Genomic DNA, 25,759 nt, shown 5'->3' on the forward strand with positions numbered 1-25,759 from the left:
CACTATTGTTGGTGAGCGTCGTTGTCATATTTATTTAATATTGTGAGCTGATTCACTTTATTGATTTTATATTACCGCTATGGCCAGGCTCTCTGCGTGGCCGCCACTATTAATTAAACCGGTATTGATATGGCCTATTTCCCCGCAGCATATTGCCGCGGGGCACCAATCAATGCATAACATCCGGCCCTATCACGCTGATCAAAATAAAAATGGCCCTCCGCAAGTTCGGAGGGCCATTTTTATTTTCTGAAAGGGACGCGCCAGCCCGGCGGGAACTGTCGGGTGCGTGCCGCCAACGTGTCGGCCCGGCTGGCAAGACCCAGATCGGGATGGCAATGGGCCGGCTATTCCGGTATATCGTCCATCTGAGCCCGGTCGAGTGTCGCCTTGGGCACTATGTTCACGCTTTCGTGCAGCTCGCTGTAAACGATCACGGCCAGCCCCTGCTGCAGCTGTGTCCTGACATCGGCGACCTTGTCGGCCAGACTGACATCATGTTCGCCGTACTCGGTTCCCTCTTGCAGCACGAAGTGTTCGAGCAGGTTGTTGAGGGTGTCTGCATCCAGCTCTTGCCAGGGGATAATCATGGTTTCATCTTCCGTTACCAGAGAGCGGGTATTGTCTATCTGTCGGCAGCAAGCGCAAGGGATTTATATGGCAGCAAGCAGGTATGAACATGCTATCTGACGAACAACGTCGTCTCTCCAGCCACCTCGATCACCATCTGTATGAGTCTCGCCGCCACGCCCTGAGCAAGGGTTTGCGCTGGTTCTGGGCCGTCAACCAGCTGGCGATCCTGTTCCTGCTGGCTCGCTTCTATGTCTATCAGGACGCCCATCTGGTGGTGGCCCGGGTACTGCCCTGGAGCTACGAGGTGCAGCTGGTGCTGATGACCCTAGCCTGCCTGTCGTTTCCGCTGTTCTGGCACTGGCTCTCCCGCCAGCCCCCCGTCATCTGGCAGCCCTGCCTGCGTGCCGGCGCCCTGCTGTGGGGGACTGGCTGGGCGCTGCTCGGCTACGCCATGGCCCTGGTGGAGCTGAGAGGCGGTTTCAGCCTGGCGTTCGATCTCATCAGCATGTTGCTGATGACGGCGCTGGTGGCGCTCTATTGCGAGGTGCGGCTGTTCTACTGCTTCAGCACCCCGCCGCTGCTGTTTCTGCTGCTGGAGGCGCTGCTGGTCAAGGTGCCGTTTCCGGCGGTGCACTGGATGGCGGTGGGCTGTCTCATCATCATGCTGGAGACGGGCAGGCGGATGCTCAACGGCTGGTTCGAACTGGCGGTGTCCCGTGAGCATGAGAATCTGACCCTGGCCCGCCAGCTCGATGCCATGGCCAAGCGGGACCCGTTGACCGGGCTGGCCAACCGGCGCCACTTCGACAACGTCGGTGAGCAGATCCTGCAGGAGGCGAGAGAGCAGCACGGGGAGTTTGCCATCTTGCTGCTGGATGTGGACTTCTTCAAACGCTTCAACGATCACTACGGCCATCTACAGGGGGACAACTGCCTGATCGCGGTGGCCGACTGCCTGCGCGAGGCCATTCGCCAGCCGGCCGACGTGGTTGCCCGCTATGGCGGGGAGGAGTTCGTGCTGTTGCTGCCCGGTGCCGATGCGCTGGCCGCCAGCGGCATCGCCAAACGCATTGCTGCCGCGCTGGCCGGGCGAGACATCCTTCATGCGCTGTCGGAGGTGTCGGATCGGGTCACAGTGAGTCAGGGCATCGCCCTGTGGCACGGGGGGCAGGATGGCATCGCCGACATGCTGGTGCGTGCCGATGAGGCGCTCTATCAGGTCAAGGAGGCTGGCCGCAACGGCTACCGGCTCGCCCCCTGAGTCTGCTCTCGCAGCCACTGGCTGATCCGCTCCTCCAGCCAGAACCGCGGCCGCCAGGGTGTACCGTGCAGAAAGCCCACGTGGCCGCCCTGGCGGCTCAGCTCGTAGCGCACCATGGGTGAGAGCTGCTCCGCCTGCGGGATCACCGCCTCGGTCATGAAGGGATCGTCGGCGGCGTGGATCACTAGGGTGGGGATGGGGATCTGCGCCAGCATCCCCAGGCCCGAGCAGCGCTGATAGTAGTGATCGGCACTGTCAAAACCGTGCAGTGGCGCCGTGACCTGCTCATCGAAGTCGCGCAGGGTGGCAATGGCGCGCACTTGCTGCGGCTGCCAGCGGGCACCGGCCGCCGCCTGCCGCTGGATCTTCTGCTGCAGGTTGTGGCGCATGGTGCGCAGCAGATAGCTCTGATAGACCCGCGAGAAGCCCTGATTGACCCGATCGGCACAGCTGTCCAGCCGTAGCGGCGCCGAGATCACCACCGCCGCCGTCAGCTCGCTCGGGCAGGCGCGCGCCAGCAGATTCACCAGCATGTTCCCCCCCAGCGAATAGCCGATGGCGATGAGCGGCTTGCCGGGAAAGAGGCGGCCCAGCTCGGCGATCAGCGCCTGGGCATCCTCGATGGCGCCGGAGTGATAGGCCTGCAGCAGCCGGTTCGGCTCGCCGCTGCAGCCGCGAAAGTGCATCAGCACCGCCTCGCTGCCCTGGCGTTGCAGGTGGGCGAACAGTCCCTTGGCATAGTGGGAGTGAATGCTCCCCTCCAGCCCGTGAAACAGCACGATGAGCGGCCGCTCATCCCGGCTGATCTCGCCGCTCCAGGCGAGATCGACGAAGTCGCCGTCCGCCAGCTCGAAGCGCTCCGCCACGAAGCGGGCCGGTTGCCGGCGCAGCCACTTGGGCAAAATGGTTTGCAGATGGGGGTTGCGCGCCCACCAGGGGGCGTGGAAGTGGCTTTCGATCAGCATGCTGGGTCCGCGGGGTGACAGGGACAGAAAAGGCAACGGCGAGAAGCCGGGCTTCTCGCCGTCGGGATCAGGCCGGCAGGCTGTCGTGGTGCTCGGCACCGCGCAGCATGGCCTGGATCAGTTCGTTGGCTTCAAACTTGGTCAGCGCCTCGTGAGCGCCCACCTGATGGGCCCGCTCCACGCTTATCTCGCTGGAGAGCGAGGTGTGCAGGATGATGTAGGCGCCCGCCAGTTTGGCGTCGCTCTGCACCTCGAAGGCCAGCTCATAGCCGTCGAGCCCCGGCATCTCGATGTCGCTCACCAGGATGTCGATGGGGGTCTTCTGGCTGGCGCGGGTCTGCATCAGGGTCAGCGCATCCTTGCCGTTGGTGCACACCTCATAGGGGATGTTGATGTAGTCCAGCGCCGCCATCAGCTGGCGACGGGCGACCGAGGAGTCATCCACCAGCAGGATCCGCATCGGCTTGATCCGCTCCCGCTGCACGTCGGTCAGTACCGGGTAGAGGTGGCTGGGGTCGTCCGGATAGACCCGGGAGAGGATCAGCTCCACGTCCAGCAGCTGGATCAGCTGGTCATTGACCCGGGTCACGCCGGTGACGAACACGTTGTGGCCGAGGGTGGCGGGCGGCGGCTCAATGTCACGCCAGTTGCACTCGGTGATCTTGTCAATGCCGCGCACCAGAAAGCCCACCAGGGTACGGCGGCAGTCGGTGATGATGATGAAGCAATGCGGCATCTCTTCCTGGCTGATCGGGCGATAACCCACCGCCATGGCCATGTCGATCACCGGGATGGTGGTGCCACGCATGCTGGCGGCGCCGAGCACGGTCGGGTGCGAGTGCGGCATGGCCGTCAGCTGGGTGTAGGGCACTATCTCTTTCACCTTGAGGGTGCCGATGGCGAAGGATTGCTTGGCCGAGAGATGAAACAGCAACATGCCTTGGGATTGGTTGGCCTTGCTTTTCATGGCAGATGTCCTGTGAGTCAAAACGGTATCAGTCAATTCAGGCCCCTAGCATAAAGGATTATAGAAGAAATGGCCTTGTGGTTATTAACGACCATTGGCCGCAAAACTGGACTCATTTCATCCATTTATTACCGCAATCCGCATCTGTGCGCACTGCCTGGGGCCCTCATGGGCGGGGCGTTCAGCGCGCCTGCAACGCCTCCAGCGGGGTGCCGAGCCACTGCTGGCAGGCATGGGCGAGCGCGGCTTCATCCCCATAACCCAACTTGTTCACCACCTGGGCGCGTTGGCTGCCGCTCTTGAGCAGCCGTACCGCCTGCAGCAGCTGCCACTGAGCGCGCAGTGCGTCGCCCGCCAGTGCCGGGTCGCTGAGGCCATGCTGCGCCAGACATTGCTGCCATGCCGCATCGCTGCGTTCCTGACCGTTTGCCAGCGCCTGCCAGGCGGCCTGCAGGGCATGGTCTGGCTGGGAGGCAATGGGACAGGCCGGCAGCTCGTCGAGAATTACCTGCAAGCGGTGACCGTAGGCACCTTGCCAGTCGTGGGGGCGCTGCCACTGGGCCAGGCCGTCGAGCAGCGCCGCCAGCAGTGGGGTGGGCTGCAGCCAACCCGCCCGCTCTGGCTGCTCCACGCGTACCGAGCAGGTCAGCAGATCATGCTGGCAGCCCGCCAGCGGAGTGAATGCGGCCAGGGCATCGGCACAGAGCCAGAAGTGGCTTCCCGTCGGCATCAGCCACTCATGGGTGCCGAGTCGCAGCAGCGCCGCGCCCCGGATGATCCGCAGCAGCTGGCCCACCGGCACGCGCTTGCGGGCACCGACTTGCAGATGCGAAGTGGAAAAATGCTGATATTCGATGGCGTGATGCATGTAAAAACCCTGATATGATGCTGCCTGGAGGTAACAAAAATGGAAACCAGACGTAAAAAACGCTTCATTGCCGGTGCGGTCTGCCCGGCGTGCGGCAAAATGGACACCATGATGCTGTATATGGAGCATGGAGTCGAGAAGGTGACCTGTGTCGAGTGCGGGGATACCCAGGTACAGACTCAGGCCGAGGTGGACAAAGTGACCCGGGAGACGGAACAGGTAATCGGCGTGTTTCGTCCCGAGTGAGTGCCAGCCTCAAGGTGATGGCACGCCGGTCAGGCTGGTGGCTGTTGATGACTTTTTCATCACGCTGAGGCCGGACCGACCATATGCTTGTCTGCCTTTTTGAGGTATTCTGGGCCCGTTTTTTTCTATCCGCAGGATCCCTGACATGAAAGTAGCTCCCCTGAGCGTGGTTACGCTGGAATACACGGTCACCGACGAACACGGTGAAGTCATCGACACCACTGTCGGTAAAGAGCCTCTGGTGTATCTGCATGGTACCCGTTATCTGGTCTCCGGCCTCGAAGCCGAGCTGGAAGGTCGCAGCGTGGGCGAGGCGTTCGACGTCACCCTGACGCCGGAGCAGGCCTATGGTCAGTACGACGAGAACCTGGTGCAGGAAGTGCCCGGCGAGCTGTTCGACGGCATGGAAGTGTCTGAAGGGGATACTTTTGTGGCCGAGACCGACGATGGCCACCGTCCGGTGACCGTGATCGAAGTGTCCGAAGAGTTCGTCAAGGTGGATGGCAACCATCCGCTGGCTGGCGTGACCCTGGGCTTCAAGGTTGAGATCAAGGACGTGCGCGCCGCCACTGCCGAAGAGCTGGCCCACGGCCACGTTCACGGTGCCGGTGGTTGCGGTCACGATCATGGCCACGACCATGATCACGACCACGGTCATGAGCACGGCGGTTGCTGCGGTGGTGGCCATCACGGCCACGATCACGGTCATGACCACGGCGACGACCACGGTCACGGCGGCTGCTGCGGTGGCGGCGGTTGCGGTGGCAAGGGCCATCAGCACTGATCACGGCATTGCCGATGATAAAAAAACCCGCGCTAGGCGCGGGTTTTTTTATGGCTGGCACTCATCAGTAGTGCGGTGGCGGCGTCTCTTCGGCCATGCTGGCAATCTGGCTCGGCTGCACACTCTGCAGCTTGTCCACCAGCAGCTGGATCTGATGCTTGAGTCGATCCAGCTCGCGGCCCTGGGTGGTGACCTCGTCGTTGAGCTGCTCCACCGTGTATTCGGCGAAGGCGAGGCGGCTTTCCAGGGTTTCGAGGCGATCGTTTAATTTCTGACTCATGGGCCTTTTGGTCCTTACTTGATAGTCCAGATTTCGGCCAGGCCGCTGGAGCTGGCGCTGACAAGGTGGCTATTGTCGCGCAAAGCCACGCCGTAGACCACTGCGCTCGGCGGTTTCACCCTGGGATGGGGCGAGACGCGCCAGCTCTGCAGCAGGCTGCCGTCGCTCACCTGCCACAGGGAGAGCTGGCGGGAGGGGGCGCCAGTGATGAGCCACTTGCCGTCGTTGGCAAAACGCGCCGCGGTGTAGACCTCGAAGCGGTGATCGAACTGCAACCGGCTCAGCTCCTTGCCGGTTGTCAGATCCCAGATGCTGGCCTGGCGGCTGTCGGCGGTGAAGGCGAGCCGTCCGCTCGGGTCGAGCCGGGCCAGCACCACCCGGCCGGCGTGGTTGAAGCGCCACACCACCTGGCCCGTGCGTGTATCCCACAGGTAGGCGCTGTAGTCGTTGCCGCCGGTGAGGGCGTAACGGCCGTTGGGGGAGAGATCCACCGTGTTGACCTGTTCGGTGTGGCCGAGAAACTGCAGCCGGCGGCCGGTGCGGGTATCCACCACTTCCGCCTTGCCATCTTCCCGGCCGACCAGCACCTGGCGACCGTCGGCCGACAGGGCGATGTCCCTCAGCCTGGATTCAGGAAGCGAATAGTAGCCTTGCGACTGGCCATCCTGCAGGCGCCAGATCCCGAAACTGTCGGGGGTGGCCGTCACGGCGTGGCTGTCGTCCGCCGAGAAACGGGTGATGATGATGAAGTTGTCCGGATTGTCGGACTGGCGCCAGCGCCAGCGCTCCTTGCCCTGTTCCAGGTCCCACACCACAGTGCCCTGGCTCAGGCTGGAGACGATGGCCTGCTTGCCGTCGCGGGCCAGATCGGCGCTCAGCAGCCCCTGGTTGGCGAGGGTCAGTTGTCGGTCCGGCGATGAGCTCTGTTCGCAGCCTGTCAGTATCAGGCAAATCGCGACGAGATAAATGGCACTTTTTATCATTTTTCCTGTCTCATGCTTTCGTTACCTGCGATCACGGCGTTAGTATAAGGCGCTTATCACGATAAACCTCTCATTTCACGAAGGAACCGAGAGCGGTATTTAGAGTTTTGGAGAAACTGATGAACAATTTTCTGAAGGTGTCCCTGTTGGCCGCGGCAGTTGCCGTGAGTCTGACTGCTTGCCAAAAAGACGAGAAGACTGCTGCGAATACCGCAGAGGTCAAGGCAGAAGCCAGCAAGCCGGCAGAGGCCCCCAAGGCTGAAGCCAAGAGCTTTGAAGAGCAATCCGGCTATGCAATTGGCCTCTCCATGGGTCGTTATATCGCCAATACCCTGGAACGTCAGCAGGAACTCGGCATCAAGCTGGACAACAGTGTCATCCTCAAGGGTGTGACCGACGGTCTGGGCAAAGAAGCCAAGATGACCGACGAGGAGATCCAGAAGGTTCTGCAGCAGTACGACGCCAAGATCAACGAGCTGACCAAGGCCAAGGCTGACAAGGATGCCGTGGAAAACCAGAAGAAGGGTGAAGAGTACCTGGCTGCCAACGCCAAGAAAGAGGGCGTGAAGAGCACCGAATCCGGCCTGCAATACCAGGTCGAGAAGATGGGTACCGGCGCCAAGCCGAAGGCCACCGACATCGTCAAGGTCCACTACACCGGTACCCTGACCGATGGCACCAAGTTCGACAGCTCCGTCGATCGCGGCGAGCCGGCCACCTTCCCGCTCAACCAGGTGATCCCGGGCTGGACCGAAGGCGTGCAGCTGATGCCGGTCGGTTCCAAGTTCAAGTTCTTCCTGCCGTCCAAGCTGGCCTATGGCGAACACGGTGCGGGTTCCATCCCGGCCAATGCCGTGCTGGTATTCGACGTTGAGCTGCTGGCTATCGAGAAGCCGGCTGCCGATGGCGACAACGCCAAGAAGTAAGCGGAAAACGTTGAAAAAACGGCTCCTTAGGGAGCCGTTTTTACTTGTAACTCCGCCCGAATGGCGGGATAAAAGAGAGTATCGCCAACTGTGCTAACATGGCGAACGACACCCGAAATAGACAACAAAATCAATTGCAAGGATGGCTCCCGTGGCTGAAAGCAAACCTCGAGTCCTGTTGGTGGAAGATACCCGCAGTCTGGCGGTGGTCTATGAACAGTATCTGGCCCAGGATGGCTACGAGGTGCTGCGGGCCGATTGCGGCCAGCAGGCATTGGCGCAGCTGCTGAGCAGCCCGCCGCCGGTGGTGCTGCTGGATCTCGAGTTGCCCGACATGTCCGGCATGGACATCCTGCAGCAGATCACCGAACAGCAGCTACCTTGCTCGGTGGTGGTGATCACCGCCCACGGCTCGGTGGACGTAGCGGTGGAGGCGATGCGGCTCGGCGCTTTCGATTTCCTGACCAAGCCGTTCGACGGCAAGCGGCTGTGCGCCACCGCGCGTAATGCCCTCAAGCACCAGCAGCTCAGCTCGCTGGTGGCCCAGTACCGTGAAAACTTCGAGCGCAGCTCGTTTGCCGGCTTCATCGGTGCCTCCATGCCGATGCAGGCGGTCTATCGCATCATCGAGAGCGCGGCGCCGAGCAAGGCGACCGTGTTCATCACCGGCGAGAGCGGCACCGGCAAGGAGGTGTGCGCCGAGGCCATTCACCAGTGCAGCCCCCGTCGCGAGCAGCCCTTCATCGCCCTCAACTGCGCCGCCATTCCCCACGACCTGATGGAGAGCGAGATCTTCGGTCACGTGAAGGGTTCGTTCACCGGTGCGCAGGGGGATCGCAAGGGGGCGGCCAGCCTGGCGGACGGCGGCACCCTGTTCCTCGACGAGATCTGCGAGATGGATCTGGACCTGCAGAGCAAGCTGCTGCGTTTCATCCAGACCGGTACTCTGCAGCGGGTCGGCAGCGGCAAGCTGGAGACGGTCGACGTGCGCTTCGTCTGCGCCACCAACCGCGATCCCCTGCTGGAGGTGAAGGCGGGGCGTTTTCGCGAGGATCTCTACTACCGGTTGCACGTCATCCCCCTCAGCCTGCCGCCGCTGCGCGAGCGGGGCGAGGACATACTGCTGCTGGCGCGAACCCTGCTGCAGAGCTATGCCAAGGAAGAGAACAAGCGCTTCAAGGATTTCGATGCCGAGGCGGCGCGGGTGCTGCTCGATTACCCCTGGCCCGGCAACGTGCGCGAGCTACAGAACGTGGTGCGCAACATAGTGGTGCTCAATGATCGCGAGCTGGTGAGCCCCGACATCTTGCCGCCCCCGCTCAACGGCAGCCGTGCCAGCCTGCTGGCGGCGATCCCCGCTGCGGCCGCGACCGGCAGTGCTGCCGTGGTGGCAACCAATGCCCCGATCCGCCCGCTCTGGCTGGTGGAAAAAGAGACCATAGAGCAGGCCATCGCCAGCTGTGACGGCAACATCCCCAAGGCGGCGGCGCTGCTGGAGATAAGCCCTTCCACCATCTATCGCAAGAAACAGGGCTGGGAAGAGGCGAGTCTGGCGTGAGGCCGGCGTCGGGAGAGTGTCACCTTCCCGGGGATAAATATGCGGGGCGGCCAATGGCCGCCCCGCTGCGTTTGTGGCGGTCGCTCGCTAGAGCTTGGCCAAGAGCTTGAGGCGGGCCAGCCGCTCTGCCTCGTTGGCCTTGAGCCAGCGATCCTGCGAGAGCAGGAACCAGGCGCGGGAGAAGTATTCGGCCGCTGCCGGATCATCCAGTACCAGCGCATTTTCCCCCAGCTCCTCGAACAGATAGCCATCCTCCGCCGCCCCGGCGGCCGCCATATCGCCTTTTAGCTGCATCAGGTCGGCCAGCGCCTGTTCGTGCTGCCCCTGGGCCCGCAGCAGACGGGCCAGACTCCAGCGGGCGATAAAGGCCTTGGCCTGGTTGTTGTGCTGCTCGTGCCAGGCCAGGCATTTTTGCTGGAAGCTTCTGGCCTCATCGAAACGACCCAGCTCGAACAGGGTCCAGCCCTGGTTGTTGTAAAGGGTGGCGAGCCAGCCACGCACCTTTTGATCGGTGCTTCGCTCGGCCAGCTCCATCGCCAGCTGATGCCAGCGGCTCTGTTCTTCCAGCGGGGCGGCGATGGCGATCATGTGGGCGGCATCGATGGCGAGATAGAGCTCCTTGTGCTTGAGCCCCAGCTGCCAGGCCTGCTCAAACAGCGTCTTGGCACTGGCCTTGTCGCCGGCGGAGTTGAAGGTGCGGCCGCGCTCCAGCAGGGCGCGCAGGCGGGCTCGCGGGGTGGTGTCGGTGAGGCGGGGTTCTATCTCGTCGAGCAGCTGGTGCGCCTGTGCAAACTGGCGTTGCAGTGAATGGGTACGGGCTATCTGGGTGAGCAGTTCCAGCTCGTACTGCAGATCGGCGGCGGCGCGCGCCTCGGGCAACAGGGCATGAAAACGCAGGGCGCTGGCGGCGGGATCCCGATAATCCCACTGCGCCATGAAATCGGGCGGATTGTCCATTTGGCCTCCTTGCTGGCTATCCTCCTCCCAAGATGCCTGCAGGCCATTGTTTGTACAAGGGGCCCCCGTCACAGAGTGCCCCTTGAGTCATGTTCGCATCAGTGGCGAGCCGGTCAGTAGACCATGGCCAGGCTCATCAACATCAGGCCGAGGGCGGCGAAGGCTCCCTCCTTGATGGCGAGGCGCGGCACCAGCGCCTTGGGCAGGGCCGGGAACAGGCTGAGGGCGAAGCCGAGCCCCGGCATCAGCCAGTGAAAGGCCGGGTTGCGCAGGCTCGGGTCTGCCGCACCATTGATGATGATGAGCAGAATGAAGAGGGTGAAGGCCGGCAGAATAAACCAGCGGGCGCTGCCGGCCGCAACGGCGCGCAGAGGCGAGATGCGATAGAGCAGCAGGGTCACGATAAACAGCACCAGGGGTGCCAGCAGGTAGAGTGGAGCCGGGTTCATAACGGGTATCCTGAAAAAAGGCGTGTGCAGCAGTGGCGGGATTTAATCAGCCCGGGGCGGGGATGACCAGCCACAAGGGCCCGGGCTGTGAAGCAGATCCCGGGCAAAGGTTTGTCAGCCTGGGCTTCAGCGCAGCCAGAACCAGGCGGCAAAGCCCAGCCAGCTGACGGCCAGCAGCAGCCAGGGCAGGGGATGCTGGCGGGAAACCTCGACCAGCTCGACGGTCTCCTCCTGCTCCTCATCCTGCGGCGCTGCGTGAGACTGTTTGGCCTTGGCCTGCAGTTTTTTCTGACGGCTGGCCTCGCGGGCCCGCATCTTCATCTGTTTCTTGTATTCGTCTATGCCTTTCTGGATCCCCTGCGCGATCAGCTGGGTCTGCTCCTTGGTCTGCCCTGGCTTCTGGTTGGCACGGGCAATTTTCATCGCCTCCTGCTGGGTCTCGGGGGAAATCTTGTCGTACTTCGCCATCAAAGGGTCTCCTCGGCATCGATTGGCGGGGAGTATGCCATAAAAACGGCGCCCTCAGGCGCCGTTGCAACAGCTTGTGAGCCGGATCAGGGCTTGTAGTAGTTCACGGTCGCGTAGGGCAGCGGGTTGAGGGTGCCCTGGGACTCGGCGTACTCCATGAACATCTCGTTCTCACCGACGCCGGAGTCGACATAGTCACCCTTGTTGGGCAGCTCTTCACGCTTGAGCAGACCGTTGTAGCCATCCTTGCCGGAAGCGATGTAGGTGTTGGCACCGACCCGGTAAACCTTCTCGTCATCCAGCGGCTGCCACTGACCGTTGGCGTCCAGCAGTTCCAGCTTGGTGATGCGGGAGCCCTTGGCCAGCTTGCCGTCGTAGGTGTAGCTCAGGTGGCCGACGTAGGGGAAGGCACCGCTGGAGGCTGCGATCCCGGTCTCCAGACCGATGGAGTAGTCAACGGCGTACTCCAGGGTGGCTCGAACGTCCTTGCCCTTGAGGTTGAAGGCGGCGATCTTGTTGCCAAACGGCAGCAGGGTACCCATCACGTAACCGACCGAGAGCGGGCCCGCGTTCACGTCGGCGCGCACGCCACCGGCGTTCTGGATGGTGAAGTCGACCTTGGTGTTGAGCTTGTTGAGCTTCCAGTAGAGCGACTCGGCCACCAGGGGATCGATGAGGCCGGCGCCGTCCGGAGTGGTCGGCACGCGCACGTGGGTCAGTTTGGTCGGCACATCGGCGATGATCTTGGCTTCGAGCTCGGCCACGGCCGGCTTGTACTCGGTGTCGATCACATCGCGCATGGCGGTATTTTCCGGCACGATTTCGATGACCGGGGACTTGTTGATGAAGTCGACCACGTTGGTCTGCTCGGTGCCGCTGAGCGGCACTTTCTTCTTGGCCACTTCCTTGGTGAAGTCGTCGCCGGTCATCAGGGTGTTGCGGCCCTCACACTTGGTGAGCTGGCCTTCCTTGCTGAGGGAGACGTTGACCAGGCCGTAGCCCTTGGCCCATTCACCGGCCTGCACGATACAGGTCTTGCCGCCGTCCGGGTTGCTGACGATCTGGGCATAGGTGTTGTCGTCGGCCGGGTTCTGGTTGTGGGCGGTGTAGCCGATGCTGTTGAGCTCGGTGATGTCGCCGAGGAAGGTCTGGGAGTGACCGCCGACGATCAGGTCGATGCCGTTGACGGCCTTGGCGACCGCCTGGTCATTTTGCAGGCCGATATGGGTGACCATGATGATCTTGTTGGCACCCTTGGATTTGAGGGTGTCGACCATTTTCTGGGCGGTCTCAATCATCGGCAGGAATTTGGTGTCGGTATCCGGCGAGGAGATATCATGCATATTTTCCAGCACCAGCCCGAAAATACCCACGCTCTCGCCATTGACTTCCTTAATGACATATTCGTGAATATTTTCACTGTCCTTCAGGGTGGCGCTGCTGGATTTCACCATATTGGAAGCCAATACCGGGAAATTCACCCGTGAGACAAAGTCTTTAATAGCCTGGTTGCCCAGATCGAATTCGTGGTTGCCGAGCACCATGGCGTCGATACCCATGTCGGAGAGCAGCCGGGACTCCTCTTCACCCTTGAACTGGGTGAAATAGAGGGTGCCCTGGAAGGCGTCGCCACCGTTGAGCACCATGAAGTTGCGGCCCTCGTTGGCGGCCTGGCTGCGCAGCTCGTCCAGCTTGAACTTCAGGCGCGGATAGCCGCCCAGCTTGGCGTTGAACTTGAACAGCTCCTGGCCGGTGGGTTGGATCGCCAGCGCATTTTCGGTCGGGTCGAGGTGGGCGTGGGTATCATTGATGTGGGCAATGGTCAGATCCAGCGGAATATGTTCCTTGCTGCTGTTTTCTGAATTGCAGGCGGTCAGCCCGAACAGGGTAATAGAGACGGTGACGGCCAGTAGCGTCTTCTTCATCGGTAATATTCCTCTTGTTGTTATAGTCCTGTATATCGTTCCTGCATGACAGGAGTGTGGCGATTCTAGGCAAAAAGTAATAATTGGAAATAAACAGAGCTGATTCCTTTGAGCTACTGCACATTAATAAAGCAAATAAACGTTTGCTCTATTTGGCGGAGCAGGGGAAGGCGCGGCGGGGATTTTCCGCCAGCATGGGTGTCAATGCAACCCCATTGGTGTCAGAGGAACTTCAAGGCGCAGGCGTGGGGCTCAGCTGCTGCAGAAATTGCTGTGGCGTGAGCGGGCGGCCATACAGGTAGCCCTGCAGGTAATCAACGTGCCGCTCGACCAGAAAGTCGGCCTGCTCCTGGGTCTCGACCCCTTCGGCGATGGTTTGCAGCCCCAGCCGGGTCGCTAGGCTGATGGTGCTGTCAAGAATATGACGGGAGAGGGCGTTGGTGCCGATCATGGCGACGAAGCTCTGATCGATCTTGAGATAGTCCACGTGAAACTGCTGCAGATAGGTGAGGCTGGAGTGGCCGGTACCAAAGTCGTCCAGCCCGATCCTGACCCCCATCTGCCGCAACTCCTCAAACAGCCGCTCGGTAAGGTGGTTGGGGGTGATGAGTTCGCGCTCGGTCAGCTCCAGCACCAGGGTGATCGGGTTGGCGGTGAAGGCGGCGAGAAAGCTGCGGCAGTCATCCAGCAGGCTCAACTGCTGGCAGTGGCGGGCACAGATGTTGAAGCTGAAGTGGAAGCGGGGCGGCAGCGCCGCCGCGTGTGGGGCAAACTGCAGCCGCACCTGCTGCATCAGGGTCTGGGTCATCAGGATGATGAGGCCGCTCTCCTCCGCCAGCGGAATGAAGAGATCCGGCCGGATCAGTCCCTGGCGGTGGTGCTGCCAGCGCATCAACACCTCGCAGCCATGGAGCTGGCCGTTCTGGCTGACGACGATGGGCTGCAGATAGGGCACGAACTCCTGCTTGATGATGGCGCGCCTGAGCTCCTGGGTCGGGGTCGAGATATGGCTCCACCAGCGGTAGGTGGCAAGGCCGGCCAGTCCCCCGAGGGCCAGGATCAGCAGCACCATGCTGCCCTGTTTTTGCAGGGTCATGGCCAGCACGGCACTCAGCGGGAACCCCTGGTTGAGGCTGTAGCCGAACGTGGTCGAGTCGAGCCGGTAGTTGAAGCCCCGCAGCCTGGGCGGTTGGCCATCGTGCACCTTGCCCTGCAGGTCGAGCCACTGCTTGCCTATTTGTACCCAGCTGTGGGGTCCGGCGAGGTGCCACTGCAACGGTTTGCTCAGATGATAGGGGTTGATGGCGACCACCACCGCATGATCCCCTTCGCTCAGGTGATAGAACAGCAGCGACGGTTTACGTCCGAGCTGGGTGACGGCTTCCAGTCTGAGCAGCTCGTGCTGGCTGTTCTGCAGCCGGTCTTTGAGATCGATCTCGTCGAAGATGGAGGAGCAGTAGAGGCGACCGTTGCGGGAGAGGTTGACCGAGCGCACATAGGGGGAGGTGGCGACCAGCACCCGCAGCTCGCGGGCCACCTCGCGGCAGGGACGGCTGGCCAGCGGCAGCGCCGCCCTGGCTGCCAGGGTTGAGTGGTGCAGCGCGCTGTCGATCTGGGTCATGGCGCGTTCGGCAGCGGTCTGGGCCTGCTGGCGAGTCATCGACCAGGTCTGCCAGTAGAGGGTGACGAGAGAGATGAGGATCAGGGTGGCGCAGCACAGCAGGCTGGCCAGGAGACGAGGCATGTTGCTGCGACGCAGAAAGGGAAGAGCCATGGGCCACGCCTCGATGAAGAGTCAATTGAACAAAAAAAGGTCGGTCATACTACACAATCACACCTCAATCTCATAGCCACTACAAGGGGTGGCATGAGTGGGCGCAGGGGGCGGGAAATGCCAAAAAGCAAAGACGGCCCGCAGGCCGCCTTTTTCTATCATCGCAGGAAAAGCGTATTTACAGCTGCTCGATGCCGACGATATGCCAGGGAGCATTGTCCTTGGCGAGGTTGCGCTCGAGGTGCCACACCTCTTTGATGTCCTCCTCGACCTGCTCCTGGCGATCCATGTAGCGGCCACTGAAGCGCACGCTGACCTGAGCCCAGTCGCTGCCGTAGTCGGCGCGCACCAGCTGGGTGTCCACATACATCACTTCGGTATGCTGTTCACCGGTGAGCTCGGCGCGCTCGGCCTTGAGCTGTTCAAACAGCTCAGGACTCACGTACTCGCGTACCTTTTCCAGATCGTTTTTGTTCCAGGCCTCCTGCAGGGTGCGGTAGTGATCGCGAGCCCCGGCCAGGAAACCGTTCATGTCAAAACCTGGCGGCAGGCGGAACGGCACGTCGCTGTCGGCAAAACCGGTGGCCTGCGGGGCGCTGTGGTTCTGCTCGAACTGCTGGGGCGCCGCACTCTGGGGCGGCTGATAGCCGGCATAGGCCGTCTGCTGCTGTGGCGCCGCCATCTTGCCCTTGCGCAGGGTGCGGATTAGGAACACGGCCCCCAGTGCCAGCAGGGCGATCAGCAGGAAGTCCATCCCTTGCAGACCTTCGAAGGCGCCGCTGCCCAGCAGGTAGGCGAACAGACCGCCGGCCAGCAGGCCGCCGAGCAGGCCGCCCATCATGCCGCCCTTCTTAGGTGCTTGGGCGCCCACGGTGGGATTCTTGGTGTCGACGGGTTTGGCGGCCGGTTGGGCCGGAGCCGTTTTATAGCTCTTGCCAAAGGATTTGCCGCCGCCAAATTTCTTGGCCTCGGCAATGGGTGCCCCCAGGCCAATGGCCAGGATCACGGCAAACAGGGTCAGCATCTTTTTCATTTTGACTCTTTTCACTCTCATCAGTGGGTGGGGCATGCTCTGCTTTGGCAAGCTCAGCGAGGCGCATGGCAGGCTGCCTGTCCCTCGTTGTATTGCAGCTTGCGACTATGATTAACATGATTGGCATGAATTATTCATGAACAGATTGCCCCGATCGGGGGCGTTGCGAGGAGACAGGCCATGAAAAGTCGACGACCGAGCCGCAAGGAGCGCAAACTGCGCAACAAGGCGAGAGCCAAACCGCAGGATCAGACCCTGGTCTGGCCCTTCATGATTGTATGAATGCGAGACGGATTTCATCGACAGGCGGCGTCAACAACCATCAGGAGGGCGGTTGTGGCTGACAGAAGTGAATAGCGTGCATTTGCACTCGCGATGACGGGGTTTCTTTTGTAAAATTCCCGTCCCCTTCCCGCTGCGGTTTTTATGTGTATGGCAGAGCAAGTGACGGCGAAAAAAGACGCCAAGACACAACAGCTGAAAGTACCTCCCCACTCTTTTGAGGCCGAACAGTCTGTACTGGGCGGCCTGATGCTGGACAACGAGGCCTGGGATCGGGTCGCCGAGCGGGTGATCGACAAGGATTTCTACAGCCGCCCGCATAGGCTGATCTTCCAGGCCATGACCCGCCTCTCCAATGCGGGCAACCCCATCGATCTCATCACCTTGCAGGAGGAGCTGGAGCGCTCCGAACAGCTGGAAGAGGCCGGTGGCTTCGCCTATCTGGTGGAGATCGCCAAGAACACCCCGAGTGCCGCCAACATCAGTGCCTACGCCGAGATCGTGCGTGAGCGGGCGGTCGTGCGGGAGATGATCTCGGTCGCCAACGAGATAGTCGAAGCGGGCTACGAGCCGCAGGGGCGCACCTCCAATGATCTGCTGGACCTGGCCGAGAGCAAGGTATTCCAGATCGCCGAGCAGCGCACCAGTGCCAACGAGGGCCCTCAGCCCTTGAAGCTCATTCTCGAACAGACCGTCGACAAGATTGAAGAGCTGTTCAAGACGCCCCACAACGGGGTGACCGGGGTGGCGAGTGGTTACGGTGATCTCGACAAGATGACCGCCGGCCTGCAGCGCTCGGATCTGGTGATCGTCGCGGCCCGTCCCTCCATGGGTAAGACGACGTTTGCCATGAACCTGTGCGAGCACGCGGCCCTCACCGCCGACAAGCCGGTGCTGATCTTCTCCCTGGAGATGCCCTCCGAGCAGATCATCATGCGTATGCTCGCCTCGGTGGGGCGCATCGACCAGACCAAGGTGCGGACCGGTCAGCTCGACGACGAGGATTGGGCGCGGCTCTCCTCCACCATGGGGCTGCTGCTGGAGAAGGGGAAGATGTACATCGATGACTCCTCCGGCCTGACCCCGACCGAAGTGCGTTCGCGCGCTCGCCGGGTGGCACGGGACAACGGCGGCATCAGCATGATCATGGTGGACTACCTGCAACTGATGCGGGTGCCGGCGCTGTCTGACAACCGTACTCTGGAAATCGGTGAAATCTCCCGTTCCCTCAAGGCGCTGGCGAAAGAGCTGCAGTGCCCGGTGGTGGCGCTCTCCCAGCTGAACCGAAGCCTGGAACAGCGGGCCGACAAGCGCCCGGTCAACTCGGATCTGCGGGAATCGGGCTCCATCGAGCAGGATGCGGACTTGATCATGTTCATCTACCGCGACGAGGTCTACCACGACGACAGCCCGGACAAGGGGATCGCCGAGATCATCATCGGCAAGCAGCGTAACGGTCCCATAGGACGAGTGCGCCTCACCTTCCAGGGTCAGTTCTCGCGTTTTGACAACTACGCGGGCCCGGCGTTTGATGATGACTACTAAGTAAGCCGGGAGCCTGCTCCCGGTATCCAGAAACAGTTTTCCCGGTTCGACAATTCTGCCGGTCCGGCCTTAGACGATGACAATTAAGGGCTGACACCCCCCGGTGCCTGGCGCGTTCGCGCGTTATCATGCCCTCGTAAGGGAAAACAGATGAAAGCGGCTATCGCCCAAATCAATACCGCGGCCCTGCGCCACAACCTAGCCGTGGTGAAACGCCACGCCCCCCAATGCAAGATTATTGCCGTGGTCAAGGCCAACGCCTATGGCCATGGGCTGCTGCCGGTCGCCCGCACCCTGGTGGATGCGGACGCCTACGCGGTGGCCCGCATCGAAGAGGCGCTGATGCTGCGCTCCTGCGCCGTGGTCAAGCCCATCGTACTGCTGGAAGGCTTCTTCAGCGCGGCCGACCTGCCGGTGCTGGCGGCCAACAACCTGCAGACCGCTGTGCACACCTGGGAGCAGCTCGAGGCGCTGGAACAGGCTGATCTGCCTGCCCCAGTGGTGGCCTGGCTCAAGCTCGACACCGGCATGCACCGCCTCGGCGTGCGGGCCGACGAGATGCCTGCCTTTATCGAGCGGCTCGCCAGGTGCAAGAACGTGGTTCAACCGTTCAACATCATGACCCACTTCAGCCGCTCCGATGAGCTGGAGCAGCCCACCACCCGCGAGCAGATCGACTTGTTCAGCAAGTTGACCGCGCCGCTTCTGGGCGAGCGGGCCATGGCCAACTCGGCGGGCATCCTGGCCTGGCCGGATTCCCACTGCGACTGGGTGCGCCCCGGCGTCATCCTCTACGGCGTCTCCCCTTTCCCCAATACGGTGGCGGCCGATTACGACCTGCAGCCGGTGATGACCCTCAAGACACAACTGATTGCAGTGCGGGATCACAAGGCGGGCGAGCCGGTGGGCTATGGGGCCAACTGGGTGTCGGATCGCGATACCCGGCTCGGGGTGATTGCCATCGGCTATGGCGACGGTTATCCGCGCATGGCCCCCAACGGCACGCCGGTGCTGGTCAACGGCCGCATCGTGCCGCTGGTGGGGCGGGTCTCCATGGACATGACTACGGTGGATCTCGGCCCCGGCGCCACCGACAAGGCCGGCGACGAGGCGGTGCTGTGGGGTGAAGGGCTACCGGTAGAGCGGGTGGCCGACCAGATCGGTACCATCCCCTACGAGCTCATCACCAAGCTTACCTCCCGTGTCTTTATGGAATACGTCTAGGTGCCGTGAGCGCCAAACGTCAAAAAGCCCCGCATGCGGGGCTTTTTTTATGTGTCGTCAGCGACCTGGGGATTACCGATGTTTTACTGCCTGTGCATCCGCACAAACTTCTCCATCAGTTGATCTTCGGTCTCCACGTGAGCGGGATCCCAGATGATGCAGTCGATGGGGCAGACGCTGATGCAGGTCGGCTTCTCGTAGTGACCGACGCACTCGGTGCAGCGACTGGGGTCGATCTCGTAGATCTCCTCGCCCAGGCTAATGGCCTGGTTCGGACACTCGGGATCGCACATGTCACAGTTGATGCACTTGTCGGTGATGAGCAGTGCCATCTCAGGCGGCCGAGTGTGGCTGACGGGTATCCTGGCGCTCACCGAGGTTGCGCAGCAGGATGCCGTAGTCAACGTCCACTTCCTTCGGCACCGGTACATAGACCACGTGGCCGTTGCCCGGTGCGGTGTCGATGAGCTCGCCCTTGCGGTTCTGCATCTGCTCCAGATTGAAGCTGAGGTTGCCCTGCGGGGTCATCAGCTCCAGGCTGTTGCCCACCAGGAACTTGTTCTTCACCTCGACTTCCACCATGTCACCGTTGCGACCGGTGATCTCGCCAACGAACTGCTGGGTGTCGGAGACGGAGTAACCGTAGTCGTAGTTCTGGTATTCGCTGTGGTTGTGACGGCGCAGGAAGCCCTCGGTATAGCCGCGGTGGGCCAGGTTTTCGAGGGTGCCCATCAGGCTGCGGTCAAACGGCCGGCCGGCGACCGCATCGTCGATGGCCTTGCGATAGACCTGGGCGGTGCGGGCGCAGTAGTAGAAGGACTTGGTGCGGCCTTCGATTTTCAGCGAGTGCACGCCCATTTTGGTCAGTCGTTCGACGTGCTCGACCGCGCGCAAGTCCTTGGAGTTCATGATGTAGGTGCCGTGTTCGTCTTCGAACGCGCTCATGTACTCGCCCGGGCGGTTGGACTCTTCCAGCAGCACCAGCGCATCGGTCGGTTTGCCAAGGCCCAGGGTGTTGTCCGGGCGGATGGCGATGGGCTCCTGACGGTGGACGATCTGACCCACGTCATCTTCCTTGCCTTCGTGCACCTTGTACTCCCAGCGGCAGGAGTTGGTGCAGGTGCCCTGGTTGGGGTCACGCTTGTTGATGTAGCCAGAGAGCAGGCAGCGGCCGGAGTAGGCCATGCACAGCGCCCCGTGGACGAACACTTCCAGCTCCATCTCCGGCACCTGCATGCGGATCTCCTCGATCTCGTCCAGCGACAGTTCGCGGGAGAGGATGACCCGGGTCAGGCCCATCTGATGCCAGAACTTCACCGTGGCCCAGTTGACCGCATTGGCCTGCACCGACAGGTGAATAGGCATGTCCGGGAAGGCTTCGCGCATCATCATGATGAGACCGGGGTCGGACATGATCAGCGCATCCGGCTTCATTTCCACCACCGGACGCATGTCGCGGATGAAGGTCTTGAGTTTGGAGTTGTGGGGCTGGATGTTGGCCACCACGTAGAACTGTTTGCCGAGGGCATGGGCTTCGTTGATACCGAGCTGCAGATTCTCGTGATCGAATTCGTTGTTGCGCACCCGCAGGCTGTAACGGGGCTGACCGGCATAGACGGCATCGGCGCCATAGGCGTAGGCGTAACGCATGTTCTTGAGGGAACCTGCGGGGGAGAGCAATTCTGGTTTAAACATGGCGGACTCTTCGTATCTGATTGCAAATCAGGACGGCGCCACCTGATGGCGCCGTATGGGTTGAGCTACGCCGGGAGTGGATACTCGCTCGGCGCGACCCGATAACGGCATATCCGTGCTGCAGCAGCATGCACCGGATAAACGGGGTGCGAGATTGTACTCGCCCTCACCGTATCATGCAATTTGGCAGGGGAATGTCCCCGGCGCGAGTCGGCGGCCAAAAATGGGCGGTTCAGGCCCAGCGAGAGAGGGGGGAGGGCATGGCGTAGGCGTAGCCTTGCTGATAGTCACAACCGAGGCGGTTGGCTGTCTCGATGTGCTGCAGGGTTTCGACCCCTTCGCACACCACCTTCATGCCGAGCCGCTGCAGGTATTCCACCAGACCGGTCAGCATGCGCAGGGCGTGGGGCGTCTTGCTGGCTTGCAGCAGCAGGGATCGATCCAGTTTGATGATCTCATAGGGCAGCGCCAGCATGCGCTGGAAGTTGCACTCCAGGGTGCCAAAGTCATCGCAGGCGATATGGGCACCGTGGCTGCGCAGTACCTCGATCAGCGCCCTGTGCTGTCGCTGCAGCGGGGCCTGTTCCAGCACCTCGAACCAGATCTCGATCCCCAGTTTGCGCGCCTGGATCAACACCAGCAGCAACAGGTTCTGATAGGTCGGGCTACACAAGGCCGGATTGAGGTTGATGGAGAGCAGATAGGGGCCGGCCTGCGCCAGGGTCGGCAGATCCCGCATGATGGCCCTGAGCATGACGATATCCAGATGCAGGGATTGATCCTCACTGAGGGAGGCAAAGTCGATGCCCTGATAGCTCTGCTGGGCCGGCTCCCAGCGTCTGGCCAGTACCTCATAACCCTTGACCTGATGATCCCGACCGATGATCGGCTGATAAAACGGCACAGCAAGCTCGGCGGCCGCGATGCTTGCCATGTCACTTATTGGGTACTCTTCTTGAAATGCAAACATGGCACTCACCTGTTGACGGATATGGCTGCGGATAATACAGCAGAAGAGGCCGGCAAAGCCTGTAGGAATCGTCTGATAATCGAGTCAAATCAATAATGTCAATATAGGACTTTTCTGATTAACGCTGTTTCATTCGCGTCATAAACTGGCTGGGTAAATATATGGCGGGATGACAATTGAAGAGCCTCAATATTTCATTTTGTTGATGGCCTGCTCATACCTGTCGGTATAAGAAAATATCTGGAACAGTAATGGGAAAAATATATTTTATCTTTTTTTTGCTGCTCAGCGGCAGCGCTGTTGCATCGGCAGAGATCAGTATCGGCACTCTTTATGACTATATGCCTGGACAGCAGAGTACCTATTTGAAACGAGTTCGCAACCAAGGGGATTCGACGGCGTTCGTGAAGGTTGCCATTCACGAGATTACCTATGATAGCACCGGCCAGCCACGGGAGTCGCCGGAGCTAAGCGAAGGGAGCCGGGCGCTTGTAGCAAGCCCCTCCAGGCTCATTATTCCTGCCAATGGAGTGCAGGCTACACGACTGCTGTTTATGGGCGAGCGCGACAGAGAACGCTATTTTCGTATTCGATTTATTCCTGTTCTGCCCAAAGCGGAGGATGGATTCGAACTGGATGCAGGTTCACAGCCAGCCAGTGAGATGCAGGTATCGGCGGGCGTAAATATATTGACCGGGTTTGGTTCTATTCTGTTTGTCATGCCAAAGGAGAGTCGCTTCGATACCCGCGTAATAAAAGATGATGCCATGACCACCATCATAAATAAGGGCAATGCCACCATAGTGATGGATTTTTTTGAAGAGTGTAATGCACGGAAAACACACTGTTCGACCCCGAGCAAAATTCATTTGCTGCCCAATATGAAAAAGCAGTTGATGAAGAAAAGAAATCACCTTTATCGGTTTGCACTGATAGAGGGTGACAAGAGCAGAAACATGGTGATTGGTCACTGATGTTTCCATATCCGAGAGAGGAGAGAGTAATGAAAGTATGGATAGCTGCGCCCCTGGCCATGCTGGTGTCAGCCAATCTGATGGCGGCAGAGCGGGTTGAACATCAGGTCACTGTGACCGCCCAGATCCCGACCGAGGCGTTCTATGTACAGCCGACCGGTGGTGACAACTGGATAAGCACGCCGCAGAAGCTGGCCTACAACCCTTACACCAAGAAGCTGGACAAGCTGAGCAAGCAGATGGATGCAAAGAGCACCATTGGCGCCATCACCGGTTATTTGACCAACCCGGCGGTCATGGCCAGTGGCAATGACAATATTTCGCTGAACATCAAGATTGGTGGCGTAGCGTTGTCGACGACCTCGGTCGAAGTGATGGGGGCTGACGATGCCAGAACCGGCAAGCAGCTCGAGCTGGAAGTCATCCCTGCTGATGCGCCCGTCAATGGCTACAAACCCGGCAATTATCAGGGGGTAGTCAACATGATTTTTGAATCAGAAGCTCCCAAGGGCGGCGCATAAGTCGTCCTGTTCAGGCTCCCTGTCGCAGGGAGCCTTTTTGTCTGCGTCTTGAAAAGTGAGATGGGTCGTGTCGCCGTATTTCTTGTTCCTGTCCGCCCTGATGGTTGTGGGATCTCTGGTCTGGGCCAACTGTGCTCGCGCCACGCAGCCTCTCGATCTTTTGCAGCAAGCGGAAAGCTTGCCTGATGACTTTGCCGATCACTTCTTCGGTGTCCCGTTGGCGGTACGTGTTCTGGTCGATGGACAGCTGCTGGGAGAGGGGGAGGTAGTGCTGGGCAAAGATACCAGTGTGCAACTGCTGACCCTGACGGACAGTCACGAATCGGAGTTGAGTGAACGGGATCGTCAGCAATGGAGCCAGATTTTGGCCAGTCCTCATCAACTGGGGCCTTGTCAGCAAAAGTGCAATAACGGTGTTCTGGCGCTGGAATATAGCCTTGAAAACTCCCAGCTATCCATTTTGACCGCCAATGTGGAGAAAGGACGCCTGTCGTCCCGTTACCATTCTCTGCCGGATGAGGGAAGTTACGGGGCCTTGCTGCGCCACCGGTTGAACATCAGCCAAGGGGAAGGCGAACAGCGCAGTGGTCGCTACAACCTGACGGCCCAGGGTAGCCTGGGCCAATGGACCCCTTTGCTGGAAGGAGAGCTGAGCCAGTCCGGTAATGGTGAGGGCACGCTGCACTATGTGCAGCAATTTTATGCCGAACATGAGGGGGCTGGCCGTTTCTATCGGCTGGGTTATTTCTCGCCTTATGCACAAGGATTGGTTCGTCAGCCGCCATTGTTTGGTGGGCGTACCCCTACCGTGCTGGGGGTCATGCTGGGGGATTCCGATACCTTATTGATCGAGCAAGGCCAGGCGAGCGCAACGCCCATCCATGTTACCCCGAGCCGGCCTGGCATGGTCGAGATCTACCGGGACGGGTTGCTGATCAACTCGCAACAGGTGAGTGCGGGACTGCAGGCGCTGGATACCAAGGTGTTGCCTGAGGGCATCTACGAAGTGGAACTGAGAGTGCTGGAAGACGGCCAGATTACCGAACGGCGGCGTGAGATGATCTACAAACCGATGAACTGGCAAAACCCCGATGAGGCATGGCGTTTCAACCTGTTTGCTGGTCAGCAGACCCGCTTGCTCAGCAACTGGGATGAAGTGGAGACCCACAGCCCGAGCGGCGGGGTCATGGTCAATCATCTGTTGGCCCCGTCAGTCATCATAGGAGCATCCAGCCAGTATATCGATGAGCGCTGGCAGCACGGCTTGTCGGCTGACTGGGGGCTGGATGAGCAGTGGCGTTTGATTGGCAATCTAATGACTACCCAAGAGATAGGGCATGGCTTCGATATGCAACTGCTCTATCACTATGGTTCCGGCAGTTTGGTGCTGGGCCACCAGCAGCAGCGTCATGTTGGGCAGGGAGAGGCTATCAACATGACCCAAAGCAACCTGTCACTGCAGCAGCGTCTCAACGACAACCACTCTGCCAACCTCTATTTGTCGCATCAACCTGACTACGGGACGGGCGCAGATCTGGGGTGGCGTTATAACGGCGAGATGTTCGATCAGACCGTGAGCTGGGGGCTGACGGTGTTCGATAGACCGGGCAGTGTCAGCACGGCTCATGCCCGTGATCGGGGCGGCATGCTCTCTTTGAGCATGAGCCTGGGAGGCGATCGCAGTCTGCTGGCCATCGGCCTCGGTAGCCGGACGTCCCGCTCCGGTGGGCAGGAACGCAATGGTTCACTCAGTTATCAGCAGTTGCTGGAATGGGGGGCACTGAGAAGCGTTGGGGGCAGTTTGACGACTGATAGCTACGGGGTTGGCTCGGCTGGATATGCCCATTTTGAGGGGACGCGGCTGAGCGGTGACGCCCACTTGCAATCCTCTTCCTATAACCATGCCGTCAGTGGTGGGCTCAATCTGGATAGCACCATGGCACTGGGTGACGACGGGAGTCTGGCAATGACCGGGCAACCGCAAGGGTATGAAGCAGGGATAATCGTTGATGTGGAGTCCGATATGCCTGAGCTGGCGTTACAGGCGGATGATGAACAGGGGCGGCACACGCAGCTTAAACCGGGTCGCAATCTGGTCCCCGTTACCGCCTACCGCAACAGTGCGGTACAACTGGATCTGACCGGCCATGATGCGCCTTCCATGAGCATTCGACCCAACGTGTTGCCCTATCACCTCAACAAGGGGGGGTGGCCTATCACAAAGTCAGGGTCATGAAGACAGTCACCGTCATCGGTCGCTTGTTGGATGAGCAGGGTGCGCCTTTGAGAGGCGCCATGGTGGTCAACCACGCGGGTCGCACCGTGACTGAAGCGGACGGCTTTTTTGCGGTAGAAATGAGCGCCCGCAATCCCGTGTTACGGATGGAAATGGATGGCTCACAGAGATGTGAAATAACCATCGATGCAGAACCTGTCCTGTTGCAACGAGATATCATGCTGCTCGGTGATTTGCCGTGCCAGAAGAGTGATACCACTTTGAGTTCATTACGTTATGAATAAAATACTGTTAG

Annotated in this window: 26 protein-coding genes; 11 read left to right on the top strand and 15 right to left on the bottom strand. The window is 60.5% G+C overall.

Going from position 1 to position 25,759, the window contains the following annotated elements:
* Positions 1-347: 347 nt before the first annotated feature.
* Positions 348-590 (bottom strand): YheU family protein, encoded by a 243-nt coding sequence (locus ACPDZI_RS04660; protein WP_024944378.1) that lies wholly within the window; start codon positions 588-590, stop codon positions 348-350.
* Between the two features lie 83 nt (positions 591-673).
* On the opposite strand from ACPDZI_RS04660, the gene ACPDZI_RS04665 reads away from it, so the two are divergent.
* Complete coding sequence (locus ACPDZI_RS04665; RefSeq protein ID WP_263675446.1) at positions 674-1,834, top strand: sensor domain-containing diguanylate cyclase; 1,161 nt, start codon at positions 674-676, stop codon at positions 1,832-1,834.
* Here ACPDZI_RS04665 and ACPDZI_RS04670 read toward each other — a convergent pair.
* The 3 genes from ACPDZI_RS04670 to ACPDZI_RS04680 all read right to left on the bottom strand — a co-directional run bounded on the left by ACPDZI_RS04670 (position 1,816) and on the right by ACPDZI_RS04680 (position 4,634).
* Entirely contained in the window at positions 1,816-2,799 is a 984-nt protein-coding gene (locus ACPDZI_RS04670) for a hydrolase (RefSeq protein WP_438834100.1), read from the bottom strand. The genes ACPDZI_RS04665 and ACPDZI_RS04670 overlap by 19 nt on opposite strands.
* Before the next feature lie 67 nt (positions 2,800-2,866).
* Positions 2,867-3,766, bottom strand: a complete 900-nt coding sequence (locus ACPDZI_RS04675) for a chemotaxis protein (protein WP_113994663.1) — start codon at positions 3,764-3,766, stop codon at positions 2,867-2,869.
* A 181-nt stretch (positions 3,767-3,947) separates the two neighbouring features.
* Positions 3,948-4,634 carry a hypothetical protein gene (locus ACPDZI_RS04680; protein ID WP_438378231.1) on the bottom strand — a complete coding sequence of 229 codons (687 nt, stop codon included), beginning with the start codon at positions 4,632-4,634 and terminating at the stop codon, positions 3,948-3,950.
* Between the two features lie 39 nt (positions 4,635-4,673).
* Between ACPDZI_RS04680 and ACPDZI_RS04685 the strand changes: the two genes are divergently transcribed.
* Both ACPDZI_RS04685 and ACPDZI_RS04690 read left to right on the top strand, forming a co-directional pair.
* The gene (locus ACPDZI_RS04685) at positions 4,674-4,880 is read left to right on the top strand and encodes a YheV family putative zinc ribbon protein (protein ID WP_011704934.1); all 207 of its coding nucleotides are present in this window, start codon (positions 4,674-4,676) and stop codon (positions 4,878-4,880) included.
* A 145-nt stretch (positions 4,881-5,025) separates the two neighbouring features.
* Positions 5,026-5,664: an FKBP-type peptidyl-prolyl cis-trans isomerase gene (locus ACPDZI_RS04690; protein ID WP_011704935.1), complete on the top strand. Its 639-nt coding sequence runs from the start codon at positions 5,026-5,028 to the stop codon at positions 5,662-5,664.
* Positions 5,665-5,728: 64 nt separating this feature from the next.
* Here ACPDZI_RS04690 and ACPDZI_RS04695 read toward each other — a convergent pair whose 3' ends face one another.
* Together ACPDZI_RS04695 and ACPDZI_RS04700 are read right to left on the bottom strand one after the other, a co-directional pair.
* Positions 5,729-5,944: a SlyX family protein gene (locus tag ACPDZI_RS04695; protein ID WP_029301671.1), complete on the bottom strand. Its 216-nt coding sequence runs from the start codon at positions 5,942-5,944 to the stop codon at positions 5,729-5,731.
* 14 nt (positions 5,945-5,958) lie between these two features.
* Positions 5,959-6,927 carry a WD40 repeat domain-containing protein gene (locus ACPDZI_RS04700; protein WP_438834101.1) on the bottom strand — a complete coding sequence of 323 codons (969 nt, stop codon included), beginning with the start codon at positions 6,925-6,927 and terminating at the stop codon, positions 5,959-5,961.
* 119 nt (positions 6,928-7,046) lie between these two features.
* On the opposite strand from ACPDZI_RS04700, the gene fkpA reads away from it, so the two are divergent.
* Positions 7,047-7,853, top strand: a complete 807-nt coding sequence (gene fkpA / locus ACPDZI_RS04705) for an FKBP-type peptidyl-prolyl cis-trans isomerase (RefSeq protein ID WP_011704938.1) — start codon at positions 7,047-7,049, stop codon at positions 7,851-7,853.
* A 151-nt stretch (positions 7,854-8,004) separates the two neighbouring features.
* Positions 8,005-9,411, top strand: a complete 1,407-nt coding sequence (locus ACPDZI_RS04710) for a sigma-54-dependent transcriptional regulator (RefSeq protein ID WP_076362264.1) — start codon at positions 8,005-8,007, stop codon at positions 9,409-9,411.
* An 87-nt stretch (positions 9,412-9,498) separates the two neighbouring features.
* Here ACPDZI_RS04710 and ACPDZI_RS04715 read toward each other — a convergent pair whose 3' ends face one another.
* The 6 genes from ACPDZI_RS04715 to ACPDZI_RS04740 all read right to left on the bottom strand — a co-directional run bounded on the left by ACPDZI_RS04715 (position 9,499) and on the right by ACPDZI_RS04740 (position 16,017).
* Positions 9,499-10,368, bottom strand: a complete 870-nt coding sequence (locus tag ACPDZI_RS04715; RefSeq protein ID WP_438834102.1) for a tetratricopeptide repeat protein — start codon at positions 10,366-10,368, stop codon at positions 9,499-9,501.
* A gap of 113 nt (positions 10,369-10,481) precedes the next feature.
* Complete coding sequence (locus ACPDZI_RS04720) at positions 10,482-10,817, bottom strand: hypothetical protein (RefSeq protein WP_005303968.1); 336 nt, start codon at positions 10,815-10,817, stop codon at positions 10,482-10,484.
* 126 nt (positions 10,818-10,943) lie between these two features.
* A complete protein-coding gene (locus ACPDZI_RS04725) occupies positions 10,944-11,285 on the bottom strand; it encodes a DUF2956 domain-containing protein (RefSeq protein ID WP_146062087.1) in 342 nt (113 codons plus the stop codon).
* An 86-nt stretch (positions 11,286-11,371) separates the two neighbouring features.
* Positions 11,372-13,210 carry a bifunctional metallophosphatase/5'-nucleotidase gene (locus ACPDZI_RS04730; protein ID WP_146062088.1) on the bottom strand — a complete coding sequence of 613 codons (1,839 nt, stop codon included), beginning with the start codon at positions 13,208-13,210 and terminating at the stop codon, positions 11,372-11,374.
* Positions 13,211-13,442: 232 nt separating this feature from the next.
* Positions 13,443-14,984 (bottom strand): EAL domain-containing protein, encoded by a 1,542-nt coding sequence (locus tag ACPDZI_RS04735; RefSeq protein WP_102989328.1) that lies wholly within the window; start codon positions 14,982-14,984, stop codon positions 13,443-13,445.
* 178 nt (positions 14,985-15,162) lie between these two features.
* Entirely contained in the window at positions 15,163-16,017 is an 855-nt protein-coding gene (locus tag ACPDZI_RS04740; protein ID WP_011704944.1) for a Tim44 domain-containing protein, read from the bottom strand.
* Between the two features lie 432 nt (positions 16,018-16,449).
* Here ACPDZI_RS04740 and dnaB point away from each other — a divergent pair, with 432 nt between their 5' ends.
* Together dnaB and alr are read left to right on the top strand one after the other, a co-directional pair.
* Entirely contained in the window at positions 16,450-17,844 is a 1,395-nt protein-coding gene (gene dnaB / locus ACPDZI_RS04745) for a replicative DNA helicase (protein ID WP_049047755.1), read from the top strand.
* Positions 17,845-17,994: 150 nt separating this feature from the next.
* On the top strand, positions 17,995-19,068 hold the full coding sequence (gene alr, locus ACPDZI_RS04750) for an alanine racemase (protein ID WP_073349091.1): 1,074 nt from the start codon (positions 17,995-17,997) through the stop codon (positions 19,066-19,068).
* Between the two features lie 83 nt (positions 19,069-19,151).
* Here alr and ACPDZI_RS04755 read toward each other — a convergent pair whose 3' ends face one another.
* The 3 genes from ACPDZI_RS04755 to ACPDZI_RS04765 form a co-directional block, all read right to left on the bottom strand.
* Positions 19,152-19,400, bottom strand: coding sequence for a YfhL family 4Fe-4S dicluster ferredoxin (locus tag ACPDZI_RS04755; protein ID WP_005334896.1), 249 nt, complete (start codon positions 19,398-19,400; stop codon positions 19,152-19,154).
* Position 19,401: 1 nt separating this feature from the next.
* Positions 19,402-20,763, bottom strand: a complete 1,362-nt coding sequence (gene yegQ, locus ACPDZI_RS04760; RefSeq protein WP_017408769.1) for a prephenate-dependent tRNA uridine(34) hydroxylase TrhP — start codon at positions 20,761-20,763, stop codon at positions 19,402-19,404.
* A gap of 232 nt (positions 20,764-20,995) precedes the next feature.
* A complete protein-coding gene (locus ACPDZI_RS04765; RefSeq protein WP_146062091.1) occupies positions 20,996-21,733 on the bottom strand; it encodes an EAL domain-containing protein in 738 nt (245 codons plus the stop codon).
* 251 nt (positions 21,734-21,984) lie between these two features.
* Here ACPDZI_RS04765 and ACPDZI_RS04770 point away from each other — a divergent pair, with 251 nt between their 5' ends.
* The 4 genes from ACPDZI_RS04770 (at position 21,985) to ACPDZI_RS04785 (ending at position 25,748) form a co-directional block, all read left to right on the top strand.
* Positions 21,985-22,707, top strand: a complete 723-nt coding sequence (locus ACPDZI_RS04770) for a hypothetical protein (protein WP_438834103.1) — start codon at positions 21,985-21,987, stop codon at positions 22,705-22,707.
* Positions 22,708-22,736: 29 nt separating this feature from the next.
* Positions 22,737-23,228: a CS1 type fimbrial major subunit gene (locus ACPDZI_RS04775; protein ID WP_146062093.1), complete on the top strand. Its 492-nt coding sequence runs from the start codon at positions 22,737-22,739 to the stop codon at positions 23,226-23,228.
* 67 nt (positions 23,229-23,295) lie between these two features.
* Entirely contained in the window at positions 23,296-25,464 is a 2,169-nt protein-coding gene (locus tag ACPDZI_RS04780; RefSeq protein ID WP_438834104.1) for a TcfC E-set like domain-containing protein, read from the top strand.
* Positions 25,461-25,748 (top strand): CS1-pili formation C-terminal domain-containing protein, encoded by a 288-nt coding sequence (locus tag ACPDZI_RS04785; protein WP_438834105.1) that lies wholly within the window; start codon positions 25,461-25,463, stop codon positions 25,746-25,748. Before ACPDZI_RS04780 ends, ACPDZI_RS04785 begins: the two co-directional genes overlap by 4 nt.
* The last annotated feature ends 11 nt before the right edge of the window (positions 25,749-25,759 follow it).

Origin of the sequence: Aeromonas oralensis, assembly GCF_049665575.1 — a bacterium.
Classification (GTDB): Bacteria; Pseudomonadota; Gammaproteobacteria; order Enterobacterales; family Aeromonadaceae; genus Aeromonas; species Aeromonas hydrophila.